Source organism: Bilophila sp. (assembly GCF_057864385.1).
Window position 1 is genome coordinate 1 of the sequence record NZ_DBMAFI010000088.1, and the last position, 11,748, is coordinate 11,748.

General features: G+C 56.0%; 12 protein-coding genes and 2 tRNA genes. 12 read left to right on the forward strand and 2 right to left on the reverse strand.

Annotated features, from left to right (window positions below):
• The coding region (locus ACZM8Y_RS16525) for a hypothetical protein (RefSeq protein WP_489501902.1) at nt 1–306 on the forward strand (306 nt) is incomplete at its 5' end.
• A gap of 3 nt (nt 307–309) precedes the next feature.
• Nucleotides 310–2,799 (forward strand): GIY-YIG nuclease family protein, encoded by a 2,490-nt coding sequence (locus tag ACZM8Y_RS16530; protein ID WP_300683754.1) that lies wholly within the window; start codon nt 310–312, stop codon nt 2,797–2,799.
• A gap of 323 nt (nt 2,800–3,122) precedes the next feature.
• Here ACZM8Y_RS16530 and ACZM8Y_RS16535 read toward each other — a convergent pair.
• A tRNA-Met gene (locus ACZM8Y_RS16535) sits at nt 3,123–3,199 on the reverse strand.
• A 117-nt stretch (nt 3,200–3,316) separates the two neighbouring features.
• Complete coding sequence (locus ACZM8Y_RS16540; RefSeq protein WP_302551634.1) at nt 3,317–3,619, reverse strand: DUF4911 domain-containing protein; 303 nt, start codon at nt 3,617–3,619, stop codon at nt 3,317–3,319.
• A 17-nt stretch (nt 3,620–3,636) separates the two neighbouring features.
• On the opposite strand from ACZM8Y_RS16540, the gene ACZM8Y_RS16545 reads away from it, so the two are divergent.
• The 10 genes from ACZM8Y_RS16545 to ACZM8Y_RS16590 all read left to right on the forward strand — a co-directional run bounded on the left by ACZM8Y_RS16545 (nt 3,637) and on the right by ACZM8Y_RS16590 (nt 11,508).
• On the forward strand, nt 3,637–3,825 hold the full coding sequence (locus tag ACZM8Y_RS16545; protein ID WP_302551635.1) for a hypothetical protein: 189 nt from the start codon (nt 3,637–3,639) through the stop codon (nt 3,823–3,825).
• An 81-nt stretch (nt 3,826–3,906) separates the two neighbouring features.
• Nucleotides 3,907–4,359, forward strand: a complete 453-nt coding sequence (locus tag ACZM8Y_RS16550; protein WP_302551636.1) for a Fur family transcriptional regulator — start codon at nt 3,907–3,909, stop codon at nt 4,357–4,359.
• A gap of 81 nt (nt 4,360–4,440) precedes the next feature.
• Nucleotides 4,441–5,391 (forward strand): symporter, encoded by a 951-nt coding sequence (locus ACZM8Y_RS16555; protein WP_482334377.1) that lies wholly within the window; start codon nt 4,441–4,443, stop codon nt 5,389–5,391.
• Nucleotides 5,392–5,513: 122 nt separating this feature from the next.
• A complete protein-coding gene (locus ACZM8Y_RS16560) occupies nt 5,514–6,287 on the forward strand; it encodes an META domain-containing protein (RefSeq protein ID WP_487480215.1) in 774 nt (257 codons plus the stop codon).
• 254 nt (nt 6,288–6,541) lie between these two features.
• On the forward strand, nt 6,542–7,681 hold the full coding sequence (locus tag ACZM8Y_RS16565; RefSeq protein ID WP_302551639.1) for an ABC transporter substrate-binding protein: 1,140 nt from the start codon (nt 6,542–6,544) through the stop codon (nt 7,679–7,681).
• Between the two features lie 132 nt (nt 7,682–7,813).
• Nucleotides 7,814–8,707 carry a branched-chain amino acid ABC transporter permease gene (locus tag ACZM8Y_RS16570; protein ID WP_302551640.1) on the forward strand — a complete coding sequence of 298 codons (894 nt, stop codon included), beginning with the start codon at nt 7,814–7,816 and terminating at the stop codon, nt 8,705–8,707.
• On the forward strand, nt 8,704–9,747 hold the full coding sequence (locus tag ACZM8Y_RS16575) for a branched-chain amino acid ABC transporter permease (RefSeq protein ID WP_302551641.1): 1,044 nt from the start codon (nt 8,704–8,706) through the stop codon (nt 9,745–9,747). The genes ACZM8Y_RS16570 and ACZM8Y_RS16575 overlap by 4 nt, the downstream gene beginning before the upstream one ends.
• A complete protein-coding gene (locus tag ACZM8Y_RS16580) occupies nt 9,744–10,541 on the forward strand; it encodes an ABC transporter ATP-binding protein (RefSeq protein ID WP_302551642.1) in 798 nt (265 codons plus the stop codon). The genes ACZM8Y_RS16575 and ACZM8Y_RS16580 overlap by 4 nt, the downstream gene beginning before the upstream one ends.
• Nucleotides 10,534–11,268: an ABC transporter ATP-binding protein gene (locus tag ACZM8Y_RS16585; RefSeq protein WP_482333678.1), complete on the forward strand. Its 735-nt coding sequence runs from the start codon at nt 10,534–10,536 to the stop codon at nt 11,266–11,268. The genes ACZM8Y_RS16580 and ACZM8Y_RS16585 overlap by 8 nt, the downstream gene beginning before the upstream one ends.
• Before the next feature lie 164 nt (nt 11,269–11,432).
• Nucleotides 11,433–11,508: transfer RNA gene (locus ACZM8Y_RS16590), tRNA-Lys, on the forward strand.
• The last annotated feature ends 240 nt before the right edge of the window (nt 11,509–11,748 follow it).

The window sequence follows — 11,748 nt, forward strand, 5'->3', positions numbered from 1 at the left end:
ATCGGAAATATAACTTATGGAAATCCTGGTACTATATGTAGTGGTACCTATCTTATGATAGGTCCATTTTCATCAGAAATAGAAATGAAAAATGCAGCAAGTTATATGGCAACAAAATTTTTTAGATGCCTAGTGGCAGCTAATAAAATTTCACAGGATGCTTATGCTAAAGTTTATCAAGCTGTCCCTATTCAAGACTTCTCCAAGCCTTGGACGGATGCTGAACTCTACGCCAAATACGGCTTAGATGAAGAAGAAATCGCCTTCATAGAGTCCATGATCAAACCTATGGATGTAGAGGCGTAGCTCATGGCGCAATATTTTCCCCCTCGCCCTCACCTTACGCCTTGGATTTATGCCTACAGTAATCCTGCTCCGGCATATAAGGGACTGCTTAAGGTCGGCTATACCACTCGCTCTGTAGAAGATCGAATCAAGGAGCAGTTCAACGTCGAACAGCCTGAAGGCTTGAAGCCCTACCGCATAGAATTTTACGAATCCGCAATGCGGAGCGATGGCTCGGCTTTTACGGACAAGGATGTTCATCGTATCCTTGAAAAAGCTGGATTTGCCCGCGTAGGGGGGGAATGGTTCCGCTGCCACGTAGAAGACATTAAAGCCGCAGTGCTGTCTGCTAGGCATCGTATGGGGAGCATGACCGGCAGAACACTGGATTTTGGCATGCGTCCGGAACAGCAGACCGCCGTGGATAAGACCGCCGCCTACTTTCAAAGCGTATCCGCAGAGGGGCGGACTCCCAAATTCCTCTGGAACTGCAAGATGCGTTTCGGTAAAACTTTTGCCGCGTATCAGCTTGCCAAAAAAATGGGCATGAAGCGTGTCCTCGTACTGACGTTCAAGCCGGCAGTTCTCAGTGCATGGGAGGAGGACCTTGCTACGCATCTCGATTTCGAAGACTGGCAGTTCATTGCCCGCAATACTGAGCTTACTTTTGAAAAAGCCGATAAATCTCAACCTATTGTCTGCTTCGGTTCTTTTCAGGATTTTCTTGGGGTCAATCGGGCCACTGGAGGCATCAAGCCGCGCAATGAATGGGTGCATACTTCCAACTGGGATTTGGTCATCTTTGACGAATATCACTTCGGTGCCTGGCGTGAAAACGCCAAGAAGCTTTTTGAGCAGGAGGATGACGACACCTACGACAGCTTTGACGTGGAACATTACGACCGGGGCAATGCCTGCGACGAACAGGATTTGCCCATTACAACGAAATATTATCTTTTTTTGTCCGGCACTCCGTTCCGAGCGCTGAATTCCGGTGAGTTTATCGAAGAGCAGATATTCAACTGGACATATTCTGATGAACAGAAGGCTAAAGCCAGCTGGCAGGGCGACAAAAATCCGTATGCTTCCTTGCCCGGCATGGTTATGATGACATACCAGCTACCCGAAAATATTCGCCGCATCGCCATGCAGGGAGAGTTCAATGAGTTTGATCTCAACGAGTTTTTTGCTGCACAAGGTACTGGATCGGGTGCAGAGTTTGTCCATAAGGATCAAGTGCAGAAATGGCTGTCGCTTATTCGTGGAGCCTATGAGGAAACACTGGTCGGGGATTTGAAGCTCAGAAAGTCGAAACCCGTGATGCCTTTTGCAGATGTACGCCTTCTGAATGTACTTCAGCACACCTTGTGGTTTCTACCGAATGTGGCATCCTGTTATGCCATGAAAAATCTTTTGAAAGATAAGCAGAATGTCTTTTACCATGACTACGCGGTGAACGTTTGTGCAGGGGCTGAGGCAGGGCAGGGGGCGGAAGCGTTAAAGCCAGTTTTGGCCTCCATGAAGGGAGATCCGTTCCACAGCAAGACCATTACGCTTTCCTGCGGTAAGCTGACAACCGGCGTAACGGTGAAGCCGTGGACCGGTATATTCATGCTTCGAAATTTGAGCAGTCCTGAGACCTATTTTCAGGCGGCGTTCCGCGTGCAGAGCCCGTGGGAAATATCAACGGATGGAGGACAGAAGGAAATCGTCAAGAAAGAGTGCTATGTTTTCGACTTCGCTCTTGATCGCGCCCTTCGCCAGATAGCCGATTACAGTTGCCGTCTCGATGTACAGGGGCGTGACCCGGAAAGCAAGGTCGGTGAGTTCATCAGCTTCCTGCCGGTCATAGCTTATGACGGCATGGCCATGAAGCAGATAAGCGCACGCGAGATTCTTGATATGGCTATGGCAGGTACATCTGCTACTCTGCTGGCCAAACGCTGGGAAAGCGCGTTGCTCGTCAATGTGGATAACGACACGTTGGCGCGCCTGATGGCAAATAAGGAGGCCATGGATGCACTCATGAAAATTGAAGGCTTCCGCAGTTTGAACGAAGATATCAAGACCATTATTGCGAAGTCTGAGGCCGTAAAAAAGACAAAGAAAAAGGGTGAGGATCTGCCGCCGGAAAAGAAGCGTGAACTGACGCAGGAAGAGAAAGAGTATAAAAGTAAGCGTAAGCAGATCCAAGAAAAACTCATTAAATTCGCCACGCGTATCCCAGTGTTCATGTATCTTACTGATTACCGTGAGCAGTGCTTGAAGGATGTCATCACCCAGCTGGAACCTGAATTATTCCAGCGTGTGACGGGGCTGGCGGTAAAAGATTTTGATCTGCTCGTTTCCCTTGGTGTTTTCAACGATGCCCTTATGAACGATGCCGTTTACAAGTTCAAGCGGTATGAAGACGCCAGTCTCTGCTATACCGGCATAGACCTGCACGAAGGTGAGAAGCGTGGGGGTTGGGACACGGTCATCACGAGGGAGGAGTTCAAGAACGTGTTTGGGTAACACAGGTACTTCTCTCCTTAACAACTTGTAGCCTTCTCGCATAAAAGAGTGGGCTGTCCTAGCTCTTTTTTTCTAGCTAGGACAACCCACTTCTATTCTTGTTGAACTCAGATAATCGTTAGGAAATGGTTAGGAATGGGGTAAGACGCGCCCTCAAGTGAGTTACTGTCTCAGCGAGAAGAGCACAGCCCGGAATACCCCTCCGGTATGTTTCCATTGGACGCACCGCAAGCGTCAGCACTTATCTTCCCCTTCTGGTTAGAAATAGGTTAGAAAAATGAAAAGGCACTTACGGTTAGAAAACTGTAAGTGCCTGATTTTCTTGGTTGCGGGGGCAGGATTTGAACCTACGACCTTCGGGTTATGAGCCCGACGAGCTACCGTGCTGCTCCACCCCGCGACATGCGACAAAAGGGAATATAGGGGCCGGGCTCCCGTTTGTCAAACATTTTTTCATCTTTTTTCTCAAAAAGAGAACAAAGCAACGTAATACACTATGAATACTGATTTTATTCCGCTAAACCGTATTTAATTCCGAGGCATCGGCACAACATGCCGCGGCGGGCCACGGGCGGACGGTTATGGGCAACACCTCGGCAATGCCCTCAAGCGCGGTATGCGCCTCCGCATGCTGATGCGGAGAAAAGAACACTTTGAGCAGCGCCTCTGTACGATCGAGCACGGTAAAGCTGGCAATGTTGTCGTATCCCTCAAGGAGGAAACGAAACATGCCCACATGCTGCGGAGGCACGGAGACAAGTACCTTATCGCTGTATTCAGGGGCGGGAAGCCGTATAGGGCGTCTTTTTTTCTTTTTCATAGGGCCCGGTGTAGCCTATGCTTTTCGGCGGCGCAAGGGCAGGATGGCCTCCCCGCAGGGCCCTTGCCATTCATCTCAATTCTCAAACCAGTTCTAATGATATAAAAGACATGGAGGAAAGGGAGACATTCACCGCTGCAATGAAAGCTGCATTTCAACTATCTGAAATTCAAAATGAATTTTTTAAAAAACCATCAAAAAGGTGAACGTCTCTGGAAAGGGCTCCCGTTGCGATAGCGCATGAACTAGGCTATAGTCCAATCCTGCAATCCAACCCGAGGTGGCGCATGTTCAATGAAGACAGACCTGTAGGCAACCCCGCTCAGACCTTTCGTTCCTTCTTGAAAAATAAGGGGCTGCGTAACACGCCTCAGCGTCAGCAGATCATGGAAGTGTTCTTTAACGAAAGCGGGCATCTGACGACCGAAGAAATCTATGACAGAGTCCGCAAGGAAGATCCTTCCCTTGGCCAGGCCACCGTCTATCGGACTATGAAACTTTTGTGCGAGGCGGGCTTGGCCCGTGAGGTGCGGTTTGGCGATGGTTTGGCCCGCTATGAGCACGCCGCCGACGCCCACCATGATCATCTCATTTGTGAAAACTGCGGGCACAACATTGAAGTCGTTGACTCGCAGATAGAAGAACTGCAGGACGCGCTGGCCCGCAAGCACGGCTTCAAACCCACATTCCATCGGCTGTACCTCTACGGCATTTGCCCCGATTGCCAAAGGAACCGTTGATACGCGGCGAGACGGCACTGACCGGGCCGGAGGGTTTCCTTCGGCCTTCTTGCTTTTCTTTTTCCAAGGCCGGAGTCCTCCATGCGTTCACGCGATCTCGTGATGATCGTCGTTTCCTTTCTCGCCATGCTCGCCGGGAGCTTCCTTCCCGGACTGGCCGAACCGCTCGCCCCTTTCCCCCGCCTCTGCCTGATTGTCCTCCTGTACCTCGGTTTCCTTTCCGTCGGCACCGAAGCCCTCTTCATCCATGCCCGCCTTATCCCCGGCACGGTAAGCGGCCTCGTGCTCATCCGGCTGTTCGTCTTGCCGCTCCTGTCTTTTGCCGTCTTCAAGCTGCTCATGCCGCAGTTCGCACTTGGCGCCCTCCTTGTCGGCGCCGCATCCATCGGTGTGGTTGCTCCCATTTTTTCCATTATGGTCAATGCGGATACGGCCCTCGTCCTTGCGGGCAACCTCCTCTCCTCGCTCCTGCTCCCTTTGACGTTGCCCATGCTCCTTTATGCAGCAGACAATTTCATGGCGCTGTCCGGCTTCGGCTCCATGAACCTGCCCGCCCATTTGTCCCTGTCCGGCATGACGCTTTCCTTATGCGTCACCATCATCGTCCCCTTTGCCGGAGCCTTTTTGACCCGCAAGTCGCCCCGAATCACCGAGTGCATCCTCAAGCACCAGTTCCCCGTGTCGGTCTCCACCATCGCCCTGTCCACGCTGGCCATTTTTAGCAACTATTCGGGCGTGCTCCACCAGTCCCCTTCCCTTGTCGTCAAAGCTCTTGGGGCCGCCTGCCTCCTTGGGGCCGTCATGATGGCCGGCGGGCTCTTTTTGCCGCGCTCCATGCCCCCGCAGCGTAAGCTCGCCTTCCTGATCAGCTACGGGACCATGAACAACGTGCTCATGCTTATTGTCAGCCTCGAATTTTTCTCAGCCTCCGAATCCATCATGGCTGCCCTGTATCTGCTCCCGCTGAATGCCCTCCTTGTCTGCTACCGCGCCTTGAGCCGCTCATGGGGTCTGGAGCAGGCCGCCGGATAAACGGCTTGTCACCGCTCTTTTTGCCCCGTACAAAAAGCCGGGGCACATCGTACGCCGCCTTTCATTATCCACTTCATCCATTAATGAGGCTATTCATGAAAAACATTCCGTTGTTTTCACGCATGCCGCGCTTTTCGCGCATACTGCTGGCCATCCTTGCGTCCGTCGCCTTCGGGGGCTGCTCCCCCCATCAGAAAGCGGCTCCCCAGCCCGAACCGACGGTTCCGCTGACGGGCATGGTGAACTACCGTGAACGCATGGCCCTGCCGCCGGATGCGGAGCTGACCGTCACCCTGCACCGCAAAACGAGCGGCGGGCGTATGCTGGTCGCTGAGGAGCGCGCGTCCACGGAAGGCCGCAATGTCCCCCTGCCCTTCAGCATCGCCTGCCCCGCCGCGGACTCCTCCAACATGAGCTATGAACTGGAAGCCGCCATATCAAGCGGCGGAACGGCCTTGTTCGCCACCACGAGGCCCCTCATGGTGCACCCCGGAGACGCCGACATCATGATCCTGACGCACCGGGTCATAGACACCGCGCCAGCCGACGGACTTGCGGGCGCCCGCTGGAAGCTGGTGGAACTGAACGGCAAACCTGCCGAGGCCTACGACAACCAGCCGGAACCGTACCTGCTCTTTGATCCTGAAGGCGCACAGGGCCGGATCTCCGGTTCCGACGGCTGCAACAGGCTCATCGGCAGTTATACGCTCCAAGGCGGCCGCATCGGTTTCTCACAGCTCGGTTCGACCATGATGCTTTGCCCGAAGGGGGACGCGCAGGCGCGGGCCCTCGCCCAGGCGCTCGCCGGGGCCACATCCGTTTCGCGTTCCGGGGATACGCTCGACCTGTGGGACGGCAAGACGCGGCTGGCGCGCTTCAAGGCCACGGCGCTCTAGCGAAATTTTTGGAAAAAGAAACAAATCCTAAACAAGACTGACGCACAAGGGGGACTTCCGGCCCTCGGACTGTTCGGATGGAAAGGCCGCGAGGGTCATGGTCCCCGCAAAAAAACTCCCTTTGGTTGCGAAAACGTGATTTTTCCTATACTCAAAAACAATCTGTTACCGGAGCACTTTTTCGGTAAGGCAGCCGATCATCCCGAGCCGGAACCCGTTTCCGGCGCAACAACCTTTTCTGGAGGATGGAAGACATGAAACTCGGCACACTTCTGAGCATGGCCGCAATGGCCGTCATGGGCATGGCCCTCGCCCTTCCTGCGCAGGCCGCCGATCCCATCAAAATTGGCGTCTATCTGCCCCTGACCGGCCAGAACGCTTTCGGCGGACAGCTTGAGCTCGAAGGCATCCAGCTCGCCCACAAGCTCAAACCGACCGCCCTCGACCGCCCCGTCGAACTGGTCATCGTTGACAACAAGTCCGACAAGGTCGAAGCCGCCAACGCCGTAAAACGCCTCACCGAACATGAAAAGGTGCTCGCCATCATCGGCACCTACGGATCCTCCCTCGCCATGGCCGGCGGCGAAGTCGCAGAACGCGCCAAGGTGCCCGTCATCGGCACTTCCTGCACCAACCCCCTCGTGACGCAGGGCAAGAAGTACTACTTCCGCGCCTGCTTCATCGACCCCTATCAGGGTGCCGCCGCCGCGACCTACGCCTACAAGAACCTCGGCTACAAGAAGGCCGCCGTCCTCACCGACGTCGCCAACGACTACGCTGTGGGCCTCTCCAACTTCTTCAAAAAGACCTTCAAGAAAATCGGCGGCGAGCTCGTTGCCGACATGAAGTACAGCTCCGGCGACCAGGACTTCACCGCCCAGCTCACCGAGCTCATCAGCAAGAAGCCCGACATCGTCTTCATGCCCGCCTACTTCGCCGAAGGCGCCATCATCATGAAGCAGGCCCGCGAACTCGGCGCGACCTTCGTGCTCATGGGCGCCGACGCCATGGACAACCCCGATACCCTCAAGATCGGCGGCAAGGCTGTGGAAGGTTTCCTCCACACCACCTTCCCCTATGACGTCAACATGGAAAGCATGAGCGCCGAAGCCAAGACCTTCACCGATGCGTGGAAGCAGACCTTCCCCAACAAGGACCCCAACGTAAACTCCGCGCTCGGCTATAACTGCTACAACATCATCATGGATGCCCTCGCCCGCGCGGGCAAGGCCGACACCGAAGCCCTGACCGCCGCCCTCGCCGCCACCAAGAACCTGCCCACCGCCCTTGGCGTGCTGAGCATCAATGAAACCCACGACGCCGAAATGCCCGTGGGCATCATCAAGTACATGGACGGCAAGCGCAAGTACATCGGCGACGCCATCGCTGAATAGCTCTGCCTCGGAATGCGGGAGGGGACCCCTCTCCCGCCTGCGGATGTTCGGCGACAGCGGCACAGGCTGCTGTCGCCGTCCTGCGGCTGTTCCCCGCGGGTCTTGTCGAAACTTTCGGATAAGGCAGGCACTATGAGTCTGGATATGTTTCTCCAGCACTTCTTCAATGCCCTGACACTGGGTTCCCTGTATGGCCTGATAGCCATCGGGTATACGATGGTGTACGGGATATTGCGGCTGATCAACTTCGCCCACGGCGACATTCTCATGTTGGGGGCCTACTTCGTCTTTTACGGCACCACGACGTTCTTCCTGCCCTGGGGGGTGGCCGTGGTGGTGGCTATCCTCGCAGCCAGCGCCGTCGGCATCCTCGTGGATCGCATCGCCTATCGGCCCCTGCGCGATGCTCCGCGCATTTCGGCGCTCATCAGTGCCATCGCCGTGTCCTTCTTCATTGAAAGCCTTTCCGTGGTGCTCTTTTCCGGCCTCCCGCGCCCGGTGTTCCAACCGGAATGGCTCATGACGCCCATTAACTTCGGGCAATTGAAGCTCCTGCCGATCACGCTGGTCGTGCCTGTGGTCAGCTTCGTGCTCGTGCTTGGGCTTTTGTGGATCATCTACCGCACCAAGCCGGGGCTGGCCATGCGGGCCATCTCCAAGGACATCGAAACAACGCGCCTGCTCGGCGTGCGGGTAGACCGCATCATCGCGCTGGCCTTTGGGCTCGGTTCCGCTCTGGCGGCGGCATCGGGCATCATGTGGGCCCTGCGCTATCCGCAGATCAATCCTTATATGGGCATCTTCCCCGGCTTCAAGGCCTTCATCGCGGCGGTGCTCGGCGGTATCGGCTCCATCCAGGGCGCCATGATCGGCGGCCTGCTGCTCGGCTTCATCGAAATCATGACCGTGGCTTTCATGCCCAGCCTGTCCGGTTACCGTGACGCGTTCGCCTTCGTGGTGCTGGTGCTCGTGCTCCTCGTCAAGCCTACCGGCCTCTTCGGGCAGCGTTCGGAGGAAAAGATATGAAGACCTCCATGCGCAATCTGTTGCTCAACCTGCTTGTCATCGGCCTGCTGGCCCTGTTCCTCGTCTGGGCCGAAACCAACCTCGACGGCTACAAAGTCCAGATCCTCAACCTTATCGCCGTAAACGCCATCCTCGCGCTGTCCCTGAACCTTATCTACGGCTTCACCGGGATGTTCTCGCTCGGGCACGCCGGGTTCATGGCTATCGGGGCCTACGTTTCCGCCCTGTGCGTGCTCCCCGCCGCCCAGAAGGAAATGATGTGGATCCTTGAAGACATCATCTGGCCCTTCTCGGTCATCCACACGCCGTTCTGGTTCTCCGTCGTCGCCGGCGGCCTCGTAGCCGCGATCTTCGGGCTGTTCATCGCCATCCCGGTGCTGCGGCTCGGCGGCGACTACCTCGGCATCGCCACGCTCGGGTTCGCGGAAATCATCCGCGTGCTCATCGTGAACCTGACGCCCATCACCAACGGTTCCCTCGGCATCAAGGGCATCCCGTTCCATGCCTCGCTGCTAGTCAACTACGGGTGGCTGCTCATCACCCTGTATTGCATGGTCAAGCTCTTGAGCAGCAACTTCGGCAACATCTTCAAGGCAATACGCGACGATGAAATCGCCGCGAAGGTCATGGGCATCGACACCTTCAAGGCCAAGGTGCTCTCCTTCTGCCTCGGCGCGTTCTTCGCGGGCGTGGGCGGGGCGCTGCTCGGCAACCTCCTGACCACCATCGACCCGAAGATGTTCACTTTCCTCCTGACCTTCAACGTGCTCATGATCGTTGTGGCAGGCGGCCTCGGCTCCCTCACGGGCAGCATCCTCGGCAGCGCGGTCATCACCGTCCTGCTCGAATGGCTGCGCGCCGTGGAAGACCCCATCACCCTCGGCAGCTTTGAAATCCCCGGCATCCCCGGCATGCGCATGGTCGTGTTCTCGCTGGTTCTTTTGTGCATCATCCTGTACCGCCGCGAGGGTATCATGGGTATGCGTGAAATCACTTGGGATGCCATCTTTGACTTCTTCTCCCGGAGGAAACGCGCATGACCTCCTTCGCTCAGAACGGACTGCTGCTCGACGTGCAGCATGTGACCATGCGCTTCGGCGGGATCACGGCGGTCAACGATTTGTCCATGCAGATCCCCACGGGTTCCATCACCGGGCTCATCGGGCCCAACGGCGCGGGCAAGACCACGGCCTTTAACGTCATCAGCGGCTTCTACAACCCGCAGGAAGGCGACATCCTTTTCAAGGGACACAGCGTGAAGGGCTTCCCCCCGCACCGGATCTGCAGGGCGGGCATGGCCCGGACTTTCCAGAATATCCGGCTCTTCGGCAGCGAAACCGCGCTGGAAAACGTCATGGTCGGCTGCCAAGTCCGCCGCAAAAGCCAGTGGTGGATGCCCATCCTCAGCCTGCCCAACGCCCGGCGCGAGGAAGAGGAAATCCGCGAAAAGGCGAAGGGCCTCATCCACCGCCTCGCGCTCGATTCCTACATAAATGAAAAAGCGTCGAGCCTGCCCTACGGGGCGCAGCGGCGCCTTGAAATCGCCCGCGCGTTGGCGACCAGCCCGGATTTCCTGCTCCTCGACGAACCCGCGGCGGGGATGAACCCGCAGGAAAGCACCGAGCTCATGCGTTTCATCCGGCATATCCGCGACGAATTCGACCTGACCATCCTGCTCATCGAGCACGACATGAAAGTGGTCATGGGCGTGTGCCAGTACATCTGGGTGCTGGAATACGGCCAGCTCATCGCCGAGGGCGACCCGGACGCCATCCGCAACAACCCGAGGGTCATCGAAGCCTACCTCGGAGAGGACGTCAGCAACCATGCTTGAAATCAAGGATCTCCACGTCCACTACGGCGGCATCCATGCGGTGCAGGGCGTCAGCATGCGCATCCCGCAGGGCCAGATAGTCACGCTTATCGGCGCGAACGGCGCGGGGAAAAGCAGCGTCATCCGCTCCATCTCCGGCCTCGTGAAGGATACGAAGGGCGAAGTGCTGTTCACCCCGGTCGTCCGGGGCGGCAGTGGGCCCAAAACGGAACAGATCCTCGGCAAATCCCCTGAGGACATCATCCGGCGGGGCATCTCGGTAAGCCCGGAGGGCCGCCGCATCCTCCCCCACCTCACGGTTGAGGAAAACCTGATGCTCGGCGCGTACATCCGCAACGACAAGGAAGGGATCGAGCAGGACATCGATTGGGTCTACAACCTGTTCCCGCGGCTCAAAGAACGCAGTTGGCAGAAGGGCGGCACGCTCTCCGGCGGCGAACAGCAGATGCTCGCCGTGGGGCGCGCACTCATGAGCCGCCCGGATTTGGTGATGCTCGACGAGCCCTCGCTCGGCCTCGCCCCGCTGCTGGTGAAGGAAATCTTCGACATCATCCTGAAAATCAACGCCGAGGGCAAAACCGTACTGCTCGTGGAACAGAACGCCCTCGCGGCCCTGTCCATCGCGCATTATGCCTATGTGCTCGAAGTCGGCCGCGTCGTCGCCGAAGCCTCCGGACAGGAACTGCTCAAGGATCCTAAGGTCAAGGAAGCCTATCTCGGAGGGTGATCTGCCTTACATGCCGGGAGATAATCCGCCCTCAAAGGGGGATAGCTCAATAACGGCCGCCAGCGAGATGCATCCCCCGTACAAAGGAAGTTGTTTTTTTCCGTAAAAAGCGGATTAAACCTTGACAGAAAACACTCTAAAGCGTATCAACTCAAATTCGGAACGGGACGTTAACTCAGTAGGTAGAGTATCTGCCTTTTAAGCAGAGAGTCGCAGGTTCGATCCCCGCACGTCCCACCAATTTTTTCAAGCCCTTACAGGTAAAACTGTGAGGGCTTTTTTCGTAGGCAATATTTTTTCCAACCCTATTTCCAACCTTTTTACTAGAATCTATAATTCATACTAAAATTATCCCACATATGCATAAAAGGAAGGTACTATGACGATCCATCTACCTATGTCGGATATTATAAAAATTCTTTCAGAAATAAAATACTTTTACGATATTATACTTCAACCAGATCCAAATGCATATATTAA

Bases quoted from the DNA above. Each gene is read 5' to 3' on its own strand.
- ACZM8Y_RS16530 (WP_300683754.1), top strand. From the start codon at position 310: ATGGCGCAATATTTTCCCCCTCGCCCTCACCTTACGCCTTGGATTTAT.
- ACZM8Y_RS16540 (WP_302551634.1), bottom strand. From the start codon at position 3,619: ATGAAAAAGAAAAAAAGACGCCCTATACGGCTTCCCGCCCCTGAATAC.
- ACZM8Y_RS16545 (WP_302551635.1), top strand. From the start codon at position 3,637: ATGCTTTTCGGCGGCGCAAGGGCAGGATGGCCTCCCCGCAGGGCCCTT.
- ACZM8Y_RS16550 (WP_302551636.1), top strand. From the start codon at position 3,907: ATGTTCAATGAAGACAGACCTGTAGGCAACCCCGCTCAGACCTTTCGT.
- ACZM8Y_RS16555 (WP_482334377.1), top strand. From the start codon at position 4,441: ATGCGTTCACGCGATCTCGTGATGATCGTCGTTTCCTTTCTCGCCATG.
- ACZM8Y_RS16560 (WP_487480215.1), top strand. From the start codon at position 5,514: ATGCCGCGCTTTTCGCGCATACTGCTGGCCATCCTTGCGTCCGTCGCC.
- ACZM8Y_RS16565 (WP_302551639.1), top strand. From the start codon at position 6,542: ATGAAACTCGGCACACTTCTGAGCATGGCCGCAATGGCCGTCATGGGC.
- ACZM8Y_RS16570 (WP_302551640.1), top strand. From the start codon at position 7,814: ATGAGTCTGGATATGTTTCTCCAGCACTTCTTCAATGCCCTGACACTG.
- ACZM8Y_RS16575 (WP_302551641.1), top strand. From the start codon at position 8,704: ATGAAGACCTCCATGCGCAATCTGTTGCTCAACCTGCTTGTCATCGGC.
- ACZM8Y_RS16580 (WP_302551642.1), top strand. From the start codon at position 9,744: ATGACCTCCTTCGCTCAGAACGGACTGCTGCTCGACGTGCAGCATGTG.
- ACZM8Y_RS16585 (WP_482333678.1), top strand. From the start codon at position 10,534: ATGCTTGAAATCAAGGATCTCCACGTCCACTACGGCGGCATCCATGCG.